This is a genomic window from Mitsuaria sp. GD03876 (assembly GCF_029840635.1).
In the GTDB taxonomy this organism is placed as follows: domain Bacteria; phylum Pseudomonadota; class Gammaproteobacteria; order Burkholderiales; family Burkholderiaceae_C; genus Roseateles.
The window spans coordinates 1-19,026 of sequence record NZ_JAOCCU010000005.1 but is presented as its reverse complement, the minus strand read 5'-3'; the positions used below and the strand labels follow the sequence as shown (position 1 = coordinate 19,026).

At 66.6% G+C, this 19,026-nt stretch carries 23 protein-coding genes; 19 read left to right on the top strand and 4 right to left on the bottom strand.

From position 1 onward, the window contains the following. The first annotated feature begins 517 nt into the window (after positions 1-517). The 9 genes from N5D62_RS04660 (at position 518) to N5D62_RS04620 (ending at position 4,643) form a co-directional block, all read left to right on the top strand. Positions 518-850, top strand: a complete 333-nt coding sequence (locus N5D62_RS04660) for a hypothetical protein (RefSeq protein ID WP_279756436.1) — start codon at positions 518-520, stop codon at positions 848-850. Then, positions 834-1,304 carry a hypothetical protein gene (locus N5D62_RS04655; RefSeq protein ID WP_279756434.1) on the top strand — a complete coding sequence of 157 codons (471 nt, stop codon included), beginning with the start codon at positions 834-836 and terminating at the stop codon, positions 1,302-1,304. The genes N5D62_RS04660 and N5D62_RS04655 overlap by 17 nt, the downstream gene beginning before the upstream one ends. A gap of 67 nt (positions 1,305-1,371) precedes the next feature. Next, positions 1,372-1,764, top strand: coding sequence for a hypothetical protein (locus N5D62_RS04650; protein ID WP_279756432.1), 393 nt, complete (start codon positions 1,372-1,374; stop codon positions 1,762-1,764). A gap of 17 nt (positions 1,765-1,781) precedes the next feature. Beyond that, positions 1,782-2,270: a DUF6714 family protein gene (locus N5D62_RS04645; RefSeq protein ID WP_279756430.1), complete on the top strand. Its 489-nt coding sequence runs from the start codon at positions 1,782-1,784 to the stop codon at positions 2,268-2,270. A gap of 13 nt (positions 2,271-2,283) precedes the next feature. Continuing rightward, entirely contained in the window at positions 2,284-2,589 is a 306-nt protein-coding gene (locus N5D62_RS04640; RefSeq protein ID WP_279756428.1) for a hypothetical protein, read from the top strand. An 80-nt stretch (positions 2,590-2,669) separates the two neighbouring features. Next, positions 2,670-3,053 (top strand): DUF427 domain-containing protein, encoded by a 384-nt coding sequence (locus N5D62_RS04635; protein ID WP_279756426.1) that lies wholly within the window; start codon positions 2,670-2,672, stop codon positions 3,051-3,053. Between the two features lie 50 nt (positions 3,054-3,103). Then, positions 3,104-3,511 (top strand): DNA-binding protein, encoded by a 408-nt coding sequence (locus N5D62_RS04630; protein WP_279756425.1) that lies wholly within the window; start codon positions 3,104-3,106, stop codon positions 3,509-3,511. A 114-nt stretch (positions 3,512-3,625) separates the two neighbouring features. Continuing rightward, a complete protein-coding gene (locus N5D62_RS04625; RefSeq protein ID WP_279756424.1) occupies positions 3,626-4,168 on the top strand; it encodes a GAF domain-containing protein in 543 nt (180 codons plus the stop codon). Positions 4,169-4,184: 16 nt separating this feature from the next. Further along, positions 4,185-4,643, top strand: a complete 459-nt coding sequence (locus N5D62_RS04620) for a GNAT family N-acetyltransferase (RefSeq protein WP_279756423.1) — start codon at positions 4,185-4,187, stop codon at positions 4,641-4,643. Between the two features lie 28 nt (positions 4,644-4,671). Here the strand turns inward: N5D62_RS04620 and N5D62_RS04615 are convergent, their stop codons facing one another. Together N5D62_RS04615 and N5D62_RS04610 are read right to left on the bottom strand one after the other, a co-directional pair. Then, positions 4,672-4,830, bottom strand: coding sequence for a hypothetical protein (locus N5D62_RS04615; RefSeq protein ID WP_279756422.1), 159 nt, complete (start codon positions 4,828-4,830; stop codon positions 4,672-4,674). A 203-nt stretch (positions 4,831-5,033) separates the two neighbouring features. Beyond that, positions 5,034-5,474: a hypothetical protein gene (locus tag N5D62_RS04610; RefSeq protein ID WP_279756614.1), complete on the bottom strand. Its 441-nt coding sequence runs from the start codon at positions 5,472-5,474 to the stop codon at positions 5,034-5,036. 324 nt (positions 5,475-5,798) lie between these two features. On the opposite strand from N5D62_RS04610, the gene N5D62_RS04605 reads away from it, so the two are divergent. From N5D62_RS04605 to N5D62_RS04590, 4 genes are all read left to right on the top strand, one after another. Then, positions 5,799-6,389 carry a sigma-70 family RNA polymerase sigma factor gene (locus N5D62_RS04605; RefSeq protein WP_279756421.1) on the top strand — a complete coding sequence of 197 codons (591 nt, stop codon included), beginning with the start codon at positions 5,799-5,801 and terminating at the stop codon, positions 6,387-6,389. Continuing rightward, the gene (locus N5D62_RS04600; protein ID WP_279756420.1) at positions 6,386-7,045 is read left to right on the top strand and encodes a hypothetical protein; all 660 of its coding nucleotides are present in this window, start codon (positions 6,386-6,388) and stop codon (positions 7,043-7,045) included. The genes N5D62_RS04605 and N5D62_RS04600 overlap by 4 nt, the downstream gene beginning before the upstream one ends. Before the next feature lie 178 nt (positions 7,046-7,223). After that, on the top strand, positions 7,224-7,388 hold the full coding sequence (locus N5D62_RS04595) for a hypothetical protein (RefSeq protein ID WP_279756418.1): 165 nt from the start codon (positions 7,224-7,226) through the stop codon (positions 7,386-7,388). Between the two features lie 134 nt (positions 7,389-7,522). Continuing rightward, positions 7,523-9,205: an NAD(P)/FAD-dependent oxidoreductase gene (locus N5D62_RS04590; protein WP_279756417.1), complete on the top strand. Its 1,683-nt coding sequence runs from the start codon at positions 7,523-7,525 to the stop codon at positions 9,203-9,205. Positions 9,206-9,217: 12 nt separating this feature from the next. On the opposite strand, the gene N5D62_RS04585 is transcribed toward N5D62_RS04590, so the two are convergent. Next, positions 9,218-10,363: a lytic polysaccharide monooxygenase gene (locus N5D62_RS04585; protein ID WP_279756416.1), complete on the bottom strand. Its 1,146-nt coding sequence runs from the start codon at positions 10,361-10,363 to the stop codon at positions 9,218-9,220. Positions 10,364-10,570: 207 nt separating this feature from the next. Continuing rightward, complete coding sequence (locus N5D62_RS04580; protein ID WP_279756415.1) at positions 10,571-11,794, bottom strand: lytic polysaccharide monooxygenase; 1,224 nt, start codon at positions 11,792-11,794, stop codon at positions 10,571-10,573. 257 nt (positions 11,795-12,051) lie between these two features. Between N5D62_RS04580 and N5D62_RS04575 the strand changes: the two genes are divergently transcribed. The 6 genes from N5D62_RS04575 to N5D62_RS04550 form a co-directional block, all read left to right on the top strand. Next, the gene (locus N5D62_RS04575; protein WP_279756413.1) at positions 12,052-12,966 is read left to right on the top strand and encodes a LysR family transcriptional regulator; all 915 of its coding nucleotides are present in this window, start codon (positions 12,052-12,054) and stop codon (positions 12,964-12,966) included. A gap of 33 nt (positions 12,967-12,999) precedes the next feature. Beyond that, positions 13,000-14,436, top strand: coding sequence for a 3-isopropylmalate dehydratase large subunit (gene leuC / locus N5D62_RS04570; protein WP_279756412.1), 1,437 nt, complete (start codon positions 13,000-13,002; stop codon positions 14,434-14,436). Positions 14,437-14,453: 17 nt separating this feature from the next. Further along, the gene (gene leuD / locus N5D62_RS04565) at positions 14,454-15,104 is read left to right on the top strand and encodes a 3-isopropylmalate dehydratase small subunit (RefSeq protein ID WP_279756411.1); all 651 of its coding nucleotides are present in this window, start codon (positions 14,454-14,456) and stop codon (positions 15,102-15,104) included. A gap of 8 nt (positions 15,105-15,112) precedes the next feature. After that, complete coding sequence (gene leuB, locus N5D62_RS04560; RefSeq protein WP_279756410.1) at positions 15,113-16,231, top strand: 3-isopropylmalate dehydrogenase; 1,119 nt, start codon at positions 15,113-15,115, stop codon at positions 16,229-16,231. 132 nt (positions 16,232-16,363) lie between these two features. Continuing rightward, on the top strand, positions 16,364-17,494 hold the full coding sequence (gene asd, locus N5D62_RS04555) for an aspartate-semialdehyde dehydrogenase (protein ID WP_279756409.1): 1,131 nt from the start codon (positions 16,364-16,366) through the stop codon (positions 17,492-17,494). A 353-nt stretch (positions 17,495-17,847) separates the two neighbouring features. Further along, positions 17,848-19,026, top strand: a 1,179-nt coding sequence (locus tag N5D62_RS04550) for a FimV/HubP family polar landmark protein (RefSeq protein WP_279756408.1), incomplete at its 3' end; no start/stop codon positions are given.

Here is a 19,026-nt window from a genome sequence, read left to right as displayed (position 1 = left end):
TCCCCACATGGCCGCCGGCGCTCAATGTAGACCCATTAATTCAATCTCATTGGTTGTCAGGTTTCTCAAGCTTCGCCCTTTATTATCTATTTCACGCTCATGTATATGCAATTTCCAACAAGGCCCGCATGGAGTATGAAGTCGTAAACGGGAGGATAATTTTGAGGTATCGGCGATAGGGCTCGGTGTTCCTGCCTTCGGGCAATCCGGGCGGAGGCCGCGATGGCAAGTGCAAACCCTGTCCACCTAAAGCGACTTGGTTCCTCGCAACGCTCGGCCAAGCCTATGACAATAGCTGCTGACCCGAGAGTCGGTAAAACCAAGATCCGAAAACCCGCATGTTTTATCCGGGTCGATCGAGCCGAGGACTAGAAGGGAAATGATAATGGCAGACATCACCACAGACATGCTGCGGTTCAAGGAGGCGGCGCGGCATGTGTGGAATACATACCTGTTGCACACTATTTCGCCAGTATCTCCTGAGGTTTAGGAGTCATTTTATAAGATCGAACGGGAATTGCTTCGTGTCTTGGTGCTATTGCCTGCCGGCATGCTAGACGTAGCAGATGACTATCGGCGCATACCATTGCCGATCAATTTGCGTGCCAAGAGTGGCTTCACTGATGTTCCTGTGCAATATGGCAACGTCGACCAAAGTCAAAATATTCAATGGGAGTTGCCCAGCTCTATTGACGTGGCCGAGATTGCACATTATCGCTATGTCGAATTCTTTGATTGGAACCCGTACGGTCACGTTGACTTTGGCTACGTAAAGGCGCAGACCGTAGACGGACGTCTTGTGCTGTTGGAGCAGATCTACTGCGACTTTATGGTTGCCGGACAGGGTTGATTTAGCATGCAAGGGGGCGTGGCTGAGATTGCTGCGGCACCGGGATACGCCGGCCACCACTGGTTTTCGTGAATTTTTGGCCCATACAAATGAAGTTAATCTGTTCTCAGGTCATCTTGCGATCTATGGGCTCAGGGCTACATACGATCGAACCGGCGATGCCGCATGGCAGCCGTTCGCCTTAGAGGCGCCCAACGTTCAAGAAAGACCGCGCGGTGCAAAAGACTCGTACTTTTTCATTGGCGGATATTTTGATGACGGTTCAAGGCTTGCCCTTGATTGCGAGACATTGAAGGTTATTCGTCTGCCGCAACGCAAGGCAGCGCCAGTCCTCAACGAATGGCCAGATTTCTGGAGCATGCTTCTTTCAGAAGCTCAACGCCTCTCGCTGCTGTTCGATGAGAAAGGTCGACTGCGTGACGAGTCGATGCCAACGACCCCTCCAAGCGATTGAGGTTCGACGGCGATCCCATTGCGCACCTCAAATCGATTTCGAGCATTTGGATACTCCGTTCCATCATATGAACAATGAAGTTGGTGCAATGTCAGTCGATCAGGCCCGAGCCGCGGTCGAAGGTCTTATTGCAGAGGGGGAGAAGCTGTTCGTCGAACCAGCGGAAGAGGCCGTGTCCCAGCTCGTGCAGCTAGGCCCGATTACCAGAGAGTTTTTCTCGCGCTACAGCACGCTGAAGACTCGACTCGGTGGATTCGAACTGTCCTCGTCGAGCATCCAGGCGTCGGAGTATGTTGACGGCTTCGTGTCTATCGGCCACAGCGAGGACTGGGATGTCGTGCAGCGCTTGGGTTCAGACGAGGTGTTCGTCGTCGAAGGCTTTGAGACTTGCGAGGAAGAGATGGAAATTCGATTTCCCAGCGTCTATCACTTGGCGGTGGACGAGGCCCAGCAAGGGTAAGCAAGCGATTTCTGAAGATGTCTTTTGACTCACTGCATGAGGCGTTTTCGCATCGGGCAAAGCCTGGTGTGCTTATTTCCTCCACAGAACTGACGGAGGATGAGGTCGCAGGCGTTCTCGCCATTGGTGAACGCGACTGGCACGAATTGACGCTCGATACTCTGGAAGAAAACTTTGATGCCATCAATTTGATGGCTCTAGAAGCGTTCATTTACTACTTGCCGGGTGTCATGTTGGCCACTCTCAAGGAAGACACCAGGAATGCGATCACGGCAGTGACAGTGGCATCGATGCTGGACCGAACGCCCAACCCGGATTTGTGGGACAGCCATTTCCTTGCGCGTTGGCCTCAACTGAACGTAAAAGAGTTGTCAGTTGTCGCCGACTGGATCGTTTGGTTGGGAGGCTCTGGAGACTTCGCCTTGGATGAGACTAGTCTGATTCGAGCACTCGAAAATTTGGAATTGCTCAAGCAAGACGCCGGACAGGCCGGGAGGCTCGGGTGATCCAAGCGCGCCAATGACTGAAGTAAGCAGCATTCAACTTGAGGCCGCCAGCGTGCGGTTCTATTCGCAATACGACGAATCGGTCTTCTTCAAATGGCTGCGCGATCTTCCGTGCGTGGAGAGGTTTGAAGGCCGCGGGAGAGTCTTGTTCATCACAGTTCAGTCGAACCTGATTGATGAAAACGCCTTGAGAGAGTTGCTGGCGCTCTTCCATCGGTACGGAGTGGATAAACGCCAATTGGCTCAATTTGATCGTGCCGAATTCGTCGATTGGTTTCAGAATCCAAACGCTTCCTGGTACTCCGAAGTTTTCGGCTGAGTCGACTCGATGTGGCGCGTCCCGAGGCACGCCCCTTGCTCGCCACGGAGGCTTCCCCCGCCCACCGTGAAGGACCCCTCATGAGCAAGTCCCCTGGTCACCGCGACCACCCCGAGCACCACGTCAACGAGATCCCAGTCGAGGGCCGCATGACGGTCGAGTTCGCCGGCCAGACGCTGGCCGATTCCCGCGACGTCGTTCGCGTCGAGGAAACCGGCCACCCGCCACGCTTCTACTTCCCGCGCACCGACGTGCAGACCGACCGCCTCAAGCGCACCGCCACCTCGACCACCTGTCCGTTCAAGGGCGAGGCCAGCTACTTCGACATCCGCACCAGCGACCACGTCGCCAACGACGCGGTGTGGTCGTACGAATCGCCCTATGACGAACACCAGGGGCTAAAGGGCCGGATGGCGTTCGACGAATCGAAGTCCGGCGACATCGTGATCCGCAGCCTCGCCTGACGCCGGTCCGGCGCCGAAGCCGCCAGGGGAGGGCCGCCTACACTGGCCCGATGCATCCGCACCCCCTCCGCCTGAACCCCGGCGACGACCTGCGGCGAGCCCTCGAGGCCGCTTGCGTGAGCTGCGGCCAATCAGGCTTCGTCATCGCCGCCATCGGCAGCCTGACCGACGCGCGTCTGCGCCTCGCCGCGGCGAGCGATGAGCACCTCATCCCCGGGCCGAGCGAGCTGCTCACGCTCTCCGGCTCGCTCTCCGCGGATGGCGCGCATCTCCATGCGAGCGTCGCCGACGCGCAGGGCCGCGTGACCGGCGGGCATCTGCTGAACGGCAACATCGTGCGGACGACCGCCGAGGTCCTCGTCCTTTGGCTGCCGGACTGGTCACTGTCCCGCGAGACCGACGCCGCGACCGGCTTCAAGGAGCTCGTCGCCCGCGTGAATCCCACCACCGGGCGTTAGGCGCACGAATCGCTACAGCCGGTAACCTCCACCCGCTTTTCGACCGCCGCGACCCTGCCTCGTCTCGGTAGCATGGCCGGCTCTCCCTGCCGCAACTTCTGATCGCCGCCGCTGATGTTCGATCGCCCGTTCACCGCCCATTCCCTCGACGTCGCCATCTCCGAACTGCTCGCCGCCACTTCCGACGGATTCGATCCGGACCTGGACGCGCGGATCTCCGACGTGCTGCGCGGCCTGCGCCTGCAGCTCGACATGGACGTCGTCTTCGTCTCCGAATTCCAGGACGGCATGCGCGTGTTCCGCTTCGTCGACGGCGCCTCCGCGATCGGCGTCAACGTCGGCGACTCCGGGCCGCTGGAGCAGAGCTACTGCCAACGCATCGTCGAGGGCCGCGCCCCGGAGTTGATGACCAACGCCTCCGCGGTCGCCGAGGAACTCCAACTCCCGCCGACCGCCGTGCCCATCGGCGCCCACCTCAGCGCGCCGGTCGTGCTCTCGGATGGCCGCATCTTCGGCACCGTCTGCTGCTTCAGCACCCATCCGAATCCCGCCCTGCAAATGGCGGATCTCTCGCGCCTGAAGGGCTGCGCGCGGCTCGTCGCCCGCAAGGTCGAAGCCCAGAACTTCCAGGACACGCTGCCGTTCCTGAACGATTGAGCCGCCGTCCCTTCGCATGCAGATCGCCCTCGAACCCGCTGATCAACCCGATGTCCTCGCGCTGATCGAGGAACTCGACGCGTACCAGCGGCCGCTTTATCCGGCGGAAAGCCACCACGGCATCGACATCGACGCGCTGTCGCGCCCGAACGTGCTCTTCGCTGTCGCGCGCGACGCCGATGGCATCGCCGTGGGCTGCGGCGCGCTCGTGCTCGAAACCGGCTTCGGCGAGATCAAGCGCATGTTCACCAAGCCCAACCAGCGCGGCCGCGGGGTCGCGCGGGCGTTGCTGAACCTGCTCGAGGCGGAGGCCGCCGCGAAGGGCTGCACCGTCTTCCTGTTGGAGACCGGCTACCTCCAGCCCGAAGCCATCGGCCTGTACGAGCGCCTGGGCTATCGCAGCCGCGGGCCGTTCGGCGCTTATGCCGAGGACCCGAACAGTGTGTTCATGGGGAAGGGCGATCTGCCGGCTTGAGCCGCTTGCGCGGTCAGTGCTTGCGCGGTCACGACTCGAGGTCCGCCTTCGGCGGCATCAAGCGGGCGTGTGGATCCTCTCGCAGCACGAGCCTGGCGATGCGCAGCAAGGCCTCCAGTTCGTCGAGCAGGCGGAGCAGGCGGGTGCGATCGTTCTCTTTGCGGATGGCGGCGTCGGTGGCATTCATCGGGTCGGCGAAGTCTCTTGGGGGTTGAGCGCGCGATCGGGCGGGCGAGAGGTTCAGAGCGCTTTGAACATCTGGTGCCTATCGTCGCGACCGACCGGGAGTCGCGCCATGACCGGATCCAGTAGGGATCGCAGGCGCGCTGCCTTGGTCCGGTAGGGGAGGAGACTCGGATCGGGAGGCCCAGCCCTCCGTGGCCAGGGGCGCTACTTCAACTTGTGATCCTCGCGCTTGGCCTCCTGCATGGCCTCGGGCTCGAGTTCCTCCGCCGCCCGGTTCAGCCGGATGAACAGGCCCCAGCCGGTCAGCAGCGCGCCTACCGCGAGCACCATCGCCGCCGCGTGCAGCAGCAGCGTCGAGTCCGAATGCGCCGCGCGGAAGGTCGCCACCAGCGCCTCGATCGCCAGCGCGACCACGATCACCACCATGAACCGCGACAGGAAGCGCCGCACCCGCGTCGGCGCGCTGATGTGGGCGCTGCGGATCACTTCTTCCTCAGTGATCGTCTGCGCGATCTGCAGCGCCACCACCGCCGCCGCGAGCACGCCCATCGCCTCGATCACCAACTGCGCCGCCTCGTCGTTGAGCTCCAGGCTCAAGGCCATCCACGTCTCCCGCGCCGCGATCACCAGCAGCAGCAGCGCCATCGCCGTGAACAGCAGCGCCAGCGCCGCGTGCACCACCGAGAACCCGCGCAGCAGCAGCGGGACGCCGTCCTCGTCCTTCGGCGCGGGGCGGTCGTCGGTCGAGGAGGGCGCATGGGGCGCCTTGGAGGCTTCAGGCGCCTCCGGGGGGACGGGCGGGACGGGCTTCATGCCCTTCAAGGTAGGCGCGCGCCGCGCCGGCGTCTGTAGGAAGGGCCGCCGTGTCGATGACGGACCTTCGGCAGCGGGGCGGCCGGCCGGTGTAAGAAACTCCGCGCGCCGGGGACTACCTGGGAAAGGAAGTTCATCCCGCCCGACAGGACGCCCATGCCCGACACCTCATCGACCCACGATCCCACCGCCGGCGCCACGCCCGCCTCCGAGGCCGTGGATCCCGCGCGCCAGGACGCGCTGTACCGCGAGGCGGCGCAACGGCACGGCCCCGACATCGCCCGCTTCGTCGCCGGCTACGAGCGCGAGCCGGCCCGGCGCCAGGAACTGCTGCAGGACGTGCATGTCGCGCTGTGGCAGAGCCTGGCGGGCTTTCGCGGGCAGTGTTCGCTGCGCACCTGGGCCTATCGCGTCGCCCACAACGTCGGCGCGTCCCACGTCGAGCGCAGCCGCAAGGTCGCCGAGCGCGGCTACCTGGACCTGGACGACGCCGAGGTCGAGGCCATCGTCAGCCCGGATGCCGGCATCGAGTCCGCCGAACGCCGCATCGACCTGCAACGGCTGTTCGCGCTGATCCACCGGCTCAAGCCGACCGACCGCGAGGTGATGCTGCTCTACCTCGAGGACCTCGACGCCGCCGCCATCGGCGAGATCACCGGCCTGTCCGCGCGCAACGTCGCAACCAAGGTGCACCGCATCAAGGCGGTGCTGGCGCAGCAACTCCGTTTCAGGGAGCCCCAACGATGAACCGCCCCTCCGATGCTCATTCCGACGCCCATTCCGACGCCAACGGCGGCGGCGATCCCTCCGGCCGCCGCGAACCGTTCCCCGCGAACGCCGACGACGAACTCAAGCGCCAATGGCGCGCCCAGCCCACGACGGCCCCGGACTTCGACCTCGACGCGCTGCGCGGCGCCGCCACCGGCTTCCAGCGGCGCATCGCGTTCCGCAACACGCTCGAGTACCTGTGCTGCGTCGCCGTCGTCGTCGTGTTCTCGATCTATTTCTTCTCCTTCCCGTATCCGCTGATGCGCACCGGCAGCGTGCTGACGATCCTGGCCACCTTCGTCGTCGCCTGGCAGTTGCGGGTGAGAGCGTCGACGCAGGCGGCGCCGTCGGATCGCGGCGAGCGGTCCTGGCTCGACTACCAGCGCCGCCAGTTCGAACGTCAGCGCGACGCGCTGCGCTCGGTGCCTGTCTGGTACGTGGGCCCGTTCCTGCCCGGCGTCGTCTTCTTCCGCTGGGGCGTGGACACCGAGCTCACCGTCGACGCGCCCTTCGCGCGTGGCTTGGGGGTCGACCTGCTGATCGGCGCGGTGTTCCTGGCGATCATCCTGATCAACCGTCGCGCGGCCTGGCGCCTGCAGCAGGACATCGATCGGCTGGACCAGGAGGCCCGCTGAGGGCGACTGGCCGGTCCCGGGCGGTCCCGGCCGGCCGGATCGGGGCGGTTGTGCAGTAAACTCCCGCCCTTCACCGTATTTCCGACGCTGCTCCAGGCAACCGGTCGCCCACTCGGGCCCGAAGCCGGCGAGTCTGTGACTTCGGGCAGGTGTCTCTCAGTTCATTACCGGAGCCAACATGGGCAACAAGATCATCACCGAAGCCGATCGCAAGGCGTCCCCCCGTCCCGTCGCGCCGAAGGGCGTGACCGTCACGTCGCACCGCGGCCAGAAGAGCAGCCTCGAGCGCGGCTCCCACACCCGCTCGAAGAAGAACCCGGGCAAGCGTCCGCACTCGGGTTGAGATCGCGGGGAGCAAGACCCCATCGATCCGACAACAGGCCCATGCCATCCAGCAGGGCCTGTTTTGTTTTCCGCGGCGCCGTTTGATCCCCTGTTCGATCCCTTCGCGGCCGTCGCCTTGCTCGATCAATCGCCATGATCCGCATCAACGAACTCCGCCTGCCCCTCGACCATCCCGAGGAGGCCCTGCGCCCCGCCGTCGTCCAGCGCCTGGGCATCCCCGACACGCAGCTCCGGTCCTTCACCGTCTTCAAGCGCAGCTACGACGCCCGCAAGAAGACCGCGATGGTGCTGATCTACTCGGTCGACTGCGATGTCGGCGATGCCGCCGCCGAAGCCGCACTGCTCCAGCGCCATGCCGGCGACGGTCACGTCAAGCCCTCGCCCGACACCGACTACCACTTCGTCGGCCATGCGCCGGCCGACTTCTTCGCCACCGAGCGGCCGCGACCCGTCGTCATCGGCTTCGGCCCTTGCGGCATCTTCGTGGCGCTGATCCTGGCGCAGATGGGCCTGCGGCCGATCGTGCTGGAGCGCGGCAAGCAGGTGCGCGAGCGCACCAAGGACACCTGGGGCCTGTGGCGCGAAAGCGTGCTGAACCCCGAGTCCAACGTCCAGTTCGGCGAGGGCGGGGCGGGCACCTTCTCCGACGGCAAGCTCTACAGCCAGATCTCCGATCCGCGCTTCCTGACCCGCAAGGTGCTGACGGAGTTCGTCAAGGCCGGCGCGCCCGAGGAGATCCTCTACGTCAGCAAGCCCCACATCGGCACCTTCCGGCTGGTGAGCATGGTCATCAAGATCCGGGCCGAGATCGAGCGCCTGGGCGGCGAGATCCGCTTCCAGCAGAAGGTCACCGACCTGCTGATCGAGCCCGATGCCGACGGCCAGCGCCACGTGCGTGGCGTGATGCTGGACTCCGGCGAGCAGATCCGCGCCGATCACGTGGTGGTCGCGCTGGGCCACAGCGCCCGCGACACCTTCACGATGCTGCATGACCGCGGCGTCCACATGGAGGCCAAGCCGTTCTCGATCGGCTACCGCATCGAGCATCCGCAGTCGATCATCGACAAGGCGCGCTTCGGCCCCAATGCCGGCCATCCGATCCTCGGCGCCGCCGACTACAAGCTGGTGCACCACGCGAAGAACGGGCGCTCGGTCTACAGCTTCTGCATGTGCCCGGGCGGCACCGTCGTCGCGGCGACCTCGGAGCCGAACCGCGTCGTCACCAACGGGATGAGCCAGTACTCCCGCGAGGAGCGCAACGCCAACGCCGGCATCGTGGTCGGCGTCTCGCCCGAGGACTACCGCCAGGACGGCAAGACCGACGGCAGCCCGGTCAATCCGCTGGACGGCTTCGCGTTCCAGCGCTTCTGGGAATCGCGGGCCTACGAGCTGGGCGAGGGCAACTACCTGGCGCCGGCCGCCCTGGTCGGCGACTTCGTCCGCCGCCAGCGCAGCACCGCGCTGGGCGGCGTCGAGCCCAGCTACAAGCCGGGCGTCACGATGACCGACCTCCAGAAGAAGGGCTTCGGCAGCCTGCCGGAATACGCGCTCGACGCGATCCGCGAGGCGCTGCCCGCCTTCGAGCGCCAGATCCGCGGTTTCTCGATGAACGACGCGGTGCTCACCGGCGTCGAGACGCGGACGTCCTCGCCGCTGCGCATCACGCGGGGCAAGGACTACCAGAGCCTGAACGTCCGCGGCCTGTTCCCGGCGGGCGAGGGCGCCGGCTACGCCGGCGGCATCATGTCCGCCGGCGTCGACGGGATCGAGGTCGCCGAGGCCGTGGGCCGCAGCGTCCTCGGGGTCAAGGACTGACCCTCCCGCGCGTCAGAGCGCCTGCCAGAGCGTCGGCGACGATGCCGGCGTCCAGCCGGCGCCGACATACGCCGTGTGCGCCTGCAGGCAGCGGTACTGCTTGCCGCCGTAGCTGACCACCTGGCCGACGGTGTAGCTCGCGCCTTCGACCCAGGCGGTGCCGCCGGGCGGGTTGGTCGGCGGCGTCGGCAGCACGACGTCCATCGCGTAGCTCGCGCCCGAGTTGGCGTTCTGCAGGTAGACGTCCATCACCGTCGCGCCGCTGGGCACGACGACGCTGCCGCCCTGCAGCGTGCCGATCTTCAGGTAGGCCGAGGTCTGGTTGACCTTGGTCGCGATCTGCCCCAGCCACACGGGCTTGGTCGCCGCCGCGCTCAAGGTCACGGCAATCGTCTCGAGGTCGTTGCCCGCGCCGTTGAACACCCGCAGCTTGACCTGGCTGCCGGTGGGCAGGTCCTGCGCCGCCGACACCTGGCCGATCTGTTTCAGGTCCGACGGCGTGCCCGGAGGCGTCGTGCCGCCGCCGAAGTCCACATCGGAGCAGGCGTAGAACGCTTCGGTGCTGTCCGAACGCTGCCAGGCCGAGAACAGCAGGTGCCGGCCCGAGCGCTTGGGCAGCGCCAGCTTCATCGTGTAGGTCTTGCCGGTGGTGACGATCTGGTCGGGGCCGAGCTGCTGGACCTGCTCCAGGTCCGACCACCGCAGCGGCGAGACCGTCGGATTCCAGCCATCGCGCGTCAGGAAGAAGGTCCAGTTCAGCGAGCGGTGCGGCGCGGTCGCGTTGTAGCGGTACTCGTACTTGCCATCCGCGCCCGGCGAATAGGCGGTCGCCGGCCAGTCGCCGCGCGCCAGGTCGAATCCCTTGAACTTTTCCTGCCCGCCGGCACAGATCTTCAGGTCGGGCACCACCGCCTTGTGGTTGCCGTTGGCATTGGCCTGGTTGACGCCGTTCCAGTCGTAGATCGCCTGCTCCCCGCCATAGGCGATCGCGGCCTGGCAGGCCGGCAGCGACGGGTTCTTGAAGCAGTTGTACTGGCGCGAGATCGGGAACTCGGGCGCGCCGTGGGCGAAGGCGGCGCTCGGCGCCAGTGCGGCGGTCAGCGCGGTGGACAGGGTGGCCAGCGCGTAAGCGCCGGCGGTTCGGGCACGAGAGTGCATGCGGGTCTCCTGGAAGTTGTGGATGAAACGTCCCGGTGGATGGCCCGACACCACACCAAAGACAGACCACCATAGAACCTCATTGGGACCAAAACAAGCGAATGACCGTAAGGGTTGTGTCCGGCGACAAATAAAAAGCGCCGCCGGGCCTTGCGGCGCGGCGGCGAAAGTCAGGAGTCAATCAGTCGTTCGGTCGATCCCCGGGGGTTACAGCGGGGCCCACAGGATGTTCAGCACGCCGGCGGCGTTCGGCGTCCAGCCGGCACCCTTCCAGGCGGTGTGCGCCTGGATGCAGCGGTACTGCTTGCCGCCGTAGGAGACCACCTGGCCCACCTTGTAGCTGCCACCCTCGACCCAGGCCGAGGCGTTGCCGCCGTCGGTCGGCGGGGTCACGACCGGGGGCGGCGTGACGACCGGGGGCGGGGTCACCACCGGCGGCGGCGTCACCACCGGCGGGGTCTGCGGCAGGACGGTGTCCAGCGCGAAGGTCGCGCCCGAGTTGGCGTCGCGCAGGTAGACGTCCATCTCCGACACGCCGCTCGGCACGTTGACCACGCCGCCTTGCAGCGCGCCGATCTTCAGGTAGCCGGACTGCTGGTTGGTGCGGGTGGCCAGTTGCGACAGCCACTGCGCCTTCGAGGTCGCCGAGTTCAGCGTCAGGGCGATCGTCTCCAGGTCGTTGCCCTGCTTGCCGAAGACGCGCAACTTGACTTGCGACTGCGCGGGCAGGTCCTGCTTGGCCGAGACCTGGCCGATCTGCTTCAGGTCCGAGGGGACCGACGGCGCGGTGCCGCCGGTGCCGCCGCCGAAGTCGACGTCAGAGCAGCCGTAGAACGCTTCGCCGCTGTCCGAACGCTGCCAGATCGAATACAGCACATGCTTGCCGGTGCGCTGCGGCAGGCTCAGCTTCATGTTGTATTGCTTGCCGCCGTTGGTGACGACCATGTCCTTCTCGGTCAGCGTCTGGATGTGGTCCAGGTCAGACCAGGTCAGCACCTTGGACGAGGCGTTCGCGCCGTCGCGGGTCAGGTAGAACTGCCAGTTCAGCGTGCGGTGCGGCGCGGTGGCGTTGTAGCGGAACTCGTACTTGCCGTCGGCACCCGGCGAGTAGGGGGTGGACACCCAGTCATTGCGGGCCGCGTCGTAGGCGCGGAACATCGTCTGGCCGCCGGCGCACAGCGCGCGGTCGGGCACCACGGCCATGTGGTTGCCGGCCGCGGCGCCCTGGTTGACGCCGTTCCAGTCGTAGACGGCCGTCGGGTGGACCGCCGCGGCGGCCTGGCATGCCGGTTGCGACGGGTTCTTGAAGCAGTTGTACTGGCGGGAGATCGGATATTCCGGGGCGCCGTGCGCCATGGCGGCCGGGGTGTAGGCGGAAGCGACCGCGGTCAGCGCGAACGCGAAGACTGCCTTCATTTGGTTGCCGGTCATGCTCATCTCTCAGGGCTCCTTGGTCGTTGGTGGTAGAGAGCCGCCATTCTTCGAAAACGGTTGACAGCCGTAACTCGCCCATCGTTGCGGTTGCCGTCGTAGAACTGACCTCGATGAATTGGTCTACCCCGCCTATGGAGGTCAGTTGTCCAAGATGCGCAAAATCGGACCTTTCGCCGTCTGCGAAGAAAGTATCATTGGGACCAATAGCCTTGCGATATCGACGAAGGCTAGAGTGCAACTTCGCCGCCAACGCCATGCGCCTCGACCTCACCACGCTGAATCTCGTGCTCGCCATCGAACAGACCCGATCGATCACTCGCGGGGCCGAGCGCGAACACCTGGCCCTGGCCGCCGCCAGCAAGCGGATCTCCGACCTGGAAACCCGGCTGGGCGTGCAGCTGTTCGAGCGCCGCGCGCGCGGCGTCGAGCCGACCGAGGCCTGCCGGGCGCTGGTCCGCCACATCCGCTCGCTGCATGCGTCGCTGCACGCGCTGGAGAGCGAGGTCGTCGAGTTCGCGCGCGGCATCAAGGGCCACCTGCGCATCGCCGCCAACGCCGGCGCGATCGCCGAGGCGCTGCCGCCGGACCTGGCCGCGTTCTCGCAGGCGCATCCGCAGATCCGCATCAGCCTGGAGGACCAGACCTCCGCCGAGGTGCAGGCCGCCGTCGCCGAGGGGCGCGCCGATGTCGGCGTCTTCACCGCGCCGCTGCTGGACAACCGGCTGCAGACCTGGGCCTACCGCACCGGCCGGCTGTCGGTGCTGGTGCCCGCGGCGCACGAGCTCGCCGGGCGCGATTCGGTGAGCTTCGACGACCTGCTCGAGCACGACCTGGTCGGCCTGCACAGCGGCGCCGCGGCGCAGGAACTGATGATGCAGGAGGCGCTGACCCGCGGCCGCACGCTGAAGGCGCGGCTGCAGGTGCGCGGCTTCGACGCGATCGCGCAGCTGGTCGAGGCCGGCATGGGCGTCGCGGTGCTGCCCGACGCGCCGGCGCGGCGATTCGCGCAGGTCTTCGACGTGCGCCGCCTGACCCTCGAGGAGCCTTGGGCGCAGCGCGACTACGTGCTCGGCGTGGCGCGCCAGGAGCGCCTGCCCACCGTGGTGCAGCGCTTCGTCGAGGCGCTGTGCCCCGCCGCCAAGCAAGAACCCACCGGCGGCTCGAAGTGAGCCGCCGACCCTGAAGCGATGGAGAGCCATCCCATGACCGCCAACATCTCCGACACCGGTGCCGCGCGCACCCTCTACGACAAGCTCTGGGACGAGCACGTGGTGCACACCGAGGAGGACGGCACCGCCGTCCTGTACATCGACCGCCACCTGGTCCACGAGGTCACCAGCCCGCAGGCCTTCGAAGGCCTGGACCTGGCCGGCCGCAAGGTCTGGCGCCTGTCGGCCAACCTGGCCGTCAGCGACCACAACGTGCCCACCACCGACCGCAGCCAGGGCATCGCCGATCCGGTGTCGCGCCTGCAGGTCGACACGCTGGACAAGAACTGCGACCGCTTCGGCATCACGCAGTTCAAGATGAGCGACAAGCGCCAGGGCATCGTCCACGTGATCGGACCGGAGCAGGGTGCCACGCTGCCCGGCATGACCGTCGTCTGCGGCGACAGCCACACCTCCACGCATGGCGCCTTCGGCGCGCTGGCGCACGGCATCGGCACCTCCGAGGTCGAGCACGTGCTGGCCACCCAGACGCTGCTCGCCAAGAAGGCGAAGAACATGCTGATCAAGGTCGAGGGCCAGGTCATGCCCGGCGTCGGCGCCAAGGACATCGTGCTGGCGATCATCGGCCGCATCGGCACCGCCGGCGGCACCGGCTACACGATCGAGTTCGCCGGCAGCGCGATCCGCGCGCTGTCGATGGAAGGCCGCATGACCGTGTGCAACATGGCCATCGAGGCGGGCGCGCGCGCCGGCCTGATCGGGGTCGACGACACGACGGTCCAGTACGTCAAGGGCCGTCCGTTCACGCCGACCGGCGTCGAATGGGACCAGGCCGTCGCGTACTGGCGCACGCTGCACTCGGACGCGGGCGCCAGGTTCGACGCGGTCGTCGAGCTCGACGCCGCGCGGATCCTGCCGCAGGTGACCTGGGGCACCTCGCCCGAGATGGTCCTGTCCATCGAGGACCGCGTGCCCGATCCCGACAAGGAGAAGGACGCTGTCAAGCGCGGCGCGATCGAGCGCGCGCTGCAGTACATGGCGCTGGAGCCCAACAAGGCGATCGACGACATCCGCATCGACAAGGTCTTCATCGGCAGCTGCACGAACAGTCGCATCGAGGACATGCGCGAGGCCGCGGCCGTCGTGCGGCGACTGGGCGGACGCGTGGCCAGCAACGTCAAGCTGGCGCTGGTGGTGCCGGGCTCGGGCCTGGTGAAGGCGCAGGCCGAGGCCGAGGGGCTCGACCAGATCTTCAAGGCCGCCGGTTTCGAATGGCGCGAGCCGGGCTGCTCGATGTGCCTGGCGATGAACGCGGACCGCCTCGAGCCGGGCGAGCGCTGCGCCTCCACCAGCAACCGCAACTTCGAAGGCCGGCAGGGCGCCGGCGGCCGCACCCACCTGGTGAGTCCCGCGATGGCCGCCGCCGCCGCGATGCAGGGCCACTTCGTCGACGTGCGCCGCATCGCCTGAGGACCGAGGAACCGACCATGGACAAGTTCACCGTGCACAAGGGCCTCGTGGCCCCGATGGATCGCGAGAACGTCGACACCGACGCGATCATCCCCAAGCAATTCCTGAAGTCGATCAAGCGCAGCGGCTTCGGCCCGAATCTCTTCGACGAGTGGCGCTACCTGGATCACGGCGAGCCGGGGCAGGATCCGGCCAGCCGCAAGCCCAACCCGGACTTCGTGCTGAACCAGCCGCGCTACCAGGGCGCCTCGATCCTGATCGCGCGCAACAACTTCGGCTGCGGCTCCAGCCGCGAGCACGCGCCCTGGGCGCTGCAGCAGTACGGCTTCCGCGCGCTGATCGCGCCGAGCTTCGCCGACATCTTCTTCAACAACACCTTCAAGAACGGCGTGCTGCCGATCGTGCTGCCCGACAGCCAGGTCGCGCGGCTGTTCGACGAGGTCTTCGCCTTCCCCGGCTACCAGCTGACGGTGGACCTGGCGCGCCAGGTCGTCGTCAAGCCGGACGGCGAGGAACTGCCGTTCGACGTCCAGCCGTTCCGCAAGTACTGCCTGCTCAACGGCTTCGACGACATCGGCCTGACGCTGCGCCACGCCGACAAGATCAAGGCCTATGAAGCCGAACGCATCGCCACCAAGCCGTGGCTGAACAACCGAATTACTCGCTGAGGACCCTCATGAAGATCGCAGTCCTGCCTGGTGACGGCATCGGCACCGAAATCGTCGCGGAGGCCGCCAAGGTCCTGAACGTGCTCGAGCTGCCGCTCGAGATGGAGACCGCGCCCGCCGGCGGCGCCGCCTACGAGGCCTCGGGCCATCCGCTGCCCGAGGCGACGCTGAAGCTCGCGCAGGACGCGGACGCGGTGCTGTTCGGCGCCGTCGGCGACTGGAAGTACGACAAGCTCGAGCGCGCGCTGCGTCCCGAGCAGGCGATCCTGGGCCTGCGCAAGGCGCTGGGCCTGTTCGCCAACTTCCGCCCCGCGATCTGCTACGAGCAGCTGACGCATGCGTCGAGCCTCAAGCCCGAGCTGGTCGCCGGCCTGGACATCCTGATCATCCGCGAGCTCACCGGCGACATCTACTTCGGCCAGCCGCGCGGCCGCCGCACCGCCGTCGACGGCCACTTCCCCGGCGCCGAGGAAGCCTTCGACACGATGCGCTACGCGCGCCCGGAGATCGAGCGCATCGCCCACGTCGCCTTCCAGGCCGCGCGCAAGCGCAACAAGAAGGTGACCAGCGTCGACAAGGCCAACGTGCTGGAGACCTTCCAGTTCTGGAAGGACGTCGTCACCGAGGTGCACAAGGACTACCCCGACGTCGAGCTCGACCACATGTACGTCGACAACGCCGCGATGCAGCTGGTCAAGGCGCCCAAGAAGTTCGACGTCGTCGTCACCGGCAACATGTTCGGCGACATCCTGTCGGACGAGGCGGCGATGCTGACCGGCTCGATCGGCATGCTGCCCAGTGCCTCGTTGGACAAGAACAACAAAGGTCTGTACGAACCGAGTCATGGCAGCGCGCCCGATATCGCAGGAAAGGGGATTGCCAATCCGCTGGCTACAATCCTCTCCGCTGCCATGATGCTCAAGTTCTCCCTCAACCAGCCCGAAGCCGCCGCTCGCATCGAGTCGGCGGTTCAAGCCGTGCTGGCCCAGGGTCTGCGTACCGCGGACATCTGGAGCGAGGGCACCCAGAAGGTGAGCACGCGCGAGATGGGTGATGCCGTCGTCGCTGCCATTGCGTCCAGCATGGGCACGACCGCCATTACCACGACCAAAACCATCAAGAGCTAGTCCGCTCCGGTTCGTCTCGCCCCACCTCACACACCCGGCGAAGCGAGCCGGGCAGGCTCCCAGGGTGTGTGACGGTGTTTGGGCGATGCCCGGCCAGCAGTGCCGGGCCTTTCAATGAATGAAGGCAAGCAAATGACGACATTGGTTGGTTTGGTGGGATGGCGCGGCATGGTCGGCTCGGTGCTGATGGACCGCATGGCGCAGGAGCGCGATTTCGACCTGATCGAGCCGCTGTTCTTCAGCACCTCGAACGCGGGCGGCACCGCCCCGGCGTTCGCGAAGAACGAGACCGCGCTGCAAAGCGCCTATGACATCGACCAGCTCAAGCGCTGCGAGATCGTCATCACCTGCCAGGGCGGCGACTACACCAGCGAGGTCTATCCCAAGCTGCGCGCCGCGGGCTGGAACGGCCACTGGATCGACGCCGCGTCCTCGCTGCGCATGGCCGACAACGCCGTGATCGTGCTGGACCCGGTCAACATGCCGGTCATCAAGCAGGCGCTGGCCAAGGGCGGCCGGGACTGGATCGGCGGCAACTGCACCGTCAGCTGCATGCTGATGGGCGTGGGCGCGCTGTACAAGGCCGGCCTGGTCGAGTGGATGTCCACGCAGACCTACCAGGCCGCCTCGGGCGGCGGCGCGCAGCACATGCGCGAGCTGCTGACCCAGTACGGCACGCTGAACGCCCATGTGCGCGCGCTGCTGGACGACCCCAAGAGCGCCATCCTCGAGATCGACCGCCAGGTCATCGCCAAGCAGCGCGCGCTGTCGGGCGACGAGGTCGCCAACTTCGGCGTGCCGCTGGGCGGCTCGCTGATCCCGTGGATCGACAAGGACCTGGGCAACGGCCAGTCCAAGGAAGAGTGGAAGGGCATGGCCGAGACCAACAAGATCCTCGGCCAGGGCGAGGGCTTCGGCACCGCCGCGATCCCGGTCGACGGCTTCTGCGTGCGCATCGGCGCGATGCGCTGCCATTCGCAGGCGCTGACCTTCAAGCTGAAGAAGGACGTGCCGCTGGACGAGATCGAGGCCATGATCGCCGCCGACAACGAGTGGGTGAAGGTCGTGCCCAACACCCGCGAGGCCACGATCAAGGACCTGACGCCGGTGGCCGTCACCGGCACGATGACCATCCCGGTCGGCCGCATCCGCAAGCTGGCGATGGGGCCCGAGTACGTCGGCGCCTTCACCGTCGGCGACCAGCTGCTGTGGGGCGCGGCCGAGCCGCTGCGCCGCATGCTGCGCATCCTGCTCGATCGCTGATCCCGGAGCGGCGCTCCCAACGAGAAGCGGTGGCCTTGCCACCGCTTTTTTTCTTGCTGATTAGGGATTGCCAGGGGAGGGGGCGTCGTTGCCTTCTAGCGACAAGCCTGTAACGACCGGTGAATCGAAGCTAGCTCATCGTTGTTATTCATGAGCTACCTCAGCAACGATGCGTATATGCTTGCCACCGTTGTGATTTTCTACCGCGGGAACGGCTGGGAGCCTGCCCGGGCACATCAGTCGCACAACAACAATACGTCAGACGGGCGGTCCTCAGGGTGGGCCGCTTTGTTGCTTTGGGGGACGCCTTGAAAAAACATGCGAGCGCATATGCGCGATTTGCGCTGAGCCAGGTGGCCGCGGTCACCGCGTTGGGACTGGCGGCGGGCTCCGCCTGGGGTCTGGGGCTTGGAAAACTGACGGTCCAGTCGGCGCTCGGCGAAACGCTGCGCGCCGAGATCGACGTCAGCAGCCTCAATCCCGAGGAAGCCAGCTCGCTCAAGCTGCGCGTGGCGCCGCCCGAGTCCTACCGCGCCTCGGGGCTGGACTACAACTCGGTGCTGGCCAGCACGCAAGTGCAGCTGGCCCGCCGCGCCGACGGCCGTCCCTACCTGCGCCTGACCAGCGACCGCGCCGTCCAGGAACCGTTCGTCGATGTGATCCTCGAGCTGAACTGGTCCAGCGGCCGCCTCACGCGTGAATTCACGCTGCTGTTCGATCCGCCGAGCAACGGCAACCTGGCCCGCGCGGCCGAGCCGACCACCTCGCCGGTGATCTCGACGCCCGCGCCGACGCCGTCGCCCGCCACCACGGCACCCGCGCCGGTCGCGCGCACGCAGCCGCCGGTGGCCTCCGCCCCCGCCACGCCGGTCGCGCAACCGCCCGCGCCGGCGGTGACGGCCCGTCCGTCGCGTCCCGCGCCGGCTCCCGCGCCCGTCGCCCAGGCCCCGGTGCCGTCGACGCCCGGTTCCGAATACACCGTCAAGCCCGGCGACACGCTGTCGCGCATCGCCTCGCGCACGCAGCCGAGCGGCGTGTCGCTCGACCAGATGCTGGTGGGCCTGTACCGCAGCAATCCCGACGCCTTCATCAACAGCAACATGAACCGGCTCAAGTCCGGCGCCGTGTTGTCGGTGCCGGGCAGCGACGCGGTCCAGTCGATCACGCCGCAGGAGGCGCGCCGCGTCATCCAGGCGCAGAGCAGCGATTTCGGCGGCTACCGCCAGCGCCTGGCCGAGGCCGCCCCGACGCTCAAGCCCGACGAGAACGCGCGCCAGGCCAAGGGCTCGGTGCAGGCCGCCGTCGAGGACCGCAAGCCGGCGACGTCGAACACCCCCGACAAGCTGACGCTGAGCAAGCCCAGCACCACCGGCGGCGAAGCCAAGGCCTCCAAGGACACCGAGAAGAAGGACTCCGCCGCGCGCGTCGCCGAGCTGACCCGCAACGTCGAGGAGCTGAAGAAGCTCTCCGCCGCCGCGAAGCCGTCCGCGCCGGTCGCCGCCGCGCCGACGCCGGCCCCGGCTCCCGCGCCG

What these genes read in the sequence shown, in the direction of transcription:
- N5D62_RS04650 (WP_279756432.1), top strand. Translation starts at nt 1,372, where the DNA reads ATGAACAATGAAGTTGGTGCAATGTCAGTCGATCAGGCCCGAGCCGCG.
- N5D62_RS04645 (WP_279756430.1), top strand. Translation starts at nt 1,782, where the DNA reads ATGTCTTTTGACTCACTGCATGAGGCGTTTTCGCATCGGGCAAAGCCT.
- N5D62_RS04640 (WP_279756428.1), top strand. Translation starts at nt 2,284, where the DNA reads ATGACTGAAGTAAGCAGCATTCAACTTGAGGCCGCCAGCGTGCGGTTC.
- N5D62_RS04635 (WP_279756426.1), top strand. Translation starts at nt 2,670, where the DNA reads ATGAGCAAGTCCCCTGGTCACCGCGACCACCCCGAGCACCACGTCAAC.
- N5D62_RS04630 (WP_279756425.1), top strand. Translation starts at nt 3,104, where the DNA reads ATGCATCCGCACCCCCTCCGCCTGAACCCCGGCGACGACCTGCGGCGA.
- N5D62_RS04625 (WP_279756424.1), top strand. Translation starts at nt 3,626, where the DNA reads ATGTTCGATCGCCCGTTCACCGCCCATTCCCTCGACGTCGCCATCTCC.
- N5D62_RS04620 (WP_279756423.1), top strand. Translation starts at nt 4,185, where the DNA reads ATGCAGATCGCCCTCGAACCCGCTGATCAACCCGATGTCCTCGCGCTG.
- N5D62_RS04615 (WP_279756422.1), bottom strand. Translation starts at nt 4,830, where the DNA reads ATGAATGCCACCGACGCCGCCATCCGCAAAGAGAACGATCGCACCCGC.
- N5D62_RS04610 (WP_279756614.1), bottom strand. Translation starts at nt 5,474, where the DNA reads ATGGCGCTGCTGCTGCTGGTGATCGCGGCGCGGGAGACGTGGATGGCC.
- N5D62_RS04605 (WP_279756421.1), top strand. Translation starts at nt 5,799, where the DNA reads ATGCCCGACACCTCATCGACCCACGATCCCACCGCCGGCGCCACGCCC.
- N5D62_RS04600 (WP_279756420.1), top strand. Translation starts at nt 6,386, where the DNA reads ATGAACCGCCCCTCCGATGCTCATTCCGACGCCCATTCCGACGCCAAC.
- N5D62_RS04595 (WP_279756418.1), top strand. Translation starts at nt 7,224, where the DNA reads ATGGGCAACAAGATCATCACCGAAGCCGATCGCAAGGCGTCCCCCCGT.
- N5D62_RS04590 (WP_279756417.1), top strand. Translation starts at nt 7,523, where the DNA reads ATGATCCGCATCAACGAACTCCGCCTGCCCCTCGACCATCCCGAGGAG.
- N5D62_RS04585 (WP_279756416.1), bottom strand. Translation starts at nt 10,363, where the DNA reads ATGCACTCTCGTGCCCGAACCGCCGGCGCTTACGCGCTGGCCACCCTG.
- N5D62_RS04580 (WP_279756415.1), bottom strand. Translation starts at nt 11,794, where the DNA reads ATGACCGGCAACCAAATGAAGGCAGTCTTCGCGTTCGCGCTGACCGCG.
- N5D62_RS04575 (WP_279756413.1), top strand. Translation starts at nt 12,052, where the DNA reads ATGCGCCTCGACCTCACCACGCTGAATCTCGTGCTCGCCATCGAACAG.
- leuC (WP_279756412.1), top strand. Translation starts at nt 13,000, where the DNA reads ATGACCGCCAACATCTCCGACACCGGTGCCGCGCGCACCCTCTACGAC.
- leuD (WP_279756411.1), top strand. Translation starts at nt 14,454, where the DNA reads ATGGACAAGTTCACCGTGCACAAGGGCCTCGTGGCCCCGATGGATCGC.
- leuB (WP_279756410.1), top strand. Translation starts at nt 15,113, where the DNA reads ATGAAGATCGCAGTCCTGCCTGGTGACGGCATCGGCACCGAAATCGTC.
- asd (WP_279756409.1), top strand. Translation starts at nt 16,364, where the DNA reads ATGACGACATTGGTTGGTTTGGTGGGATGGCGCGGCATGGTCGGCTCG.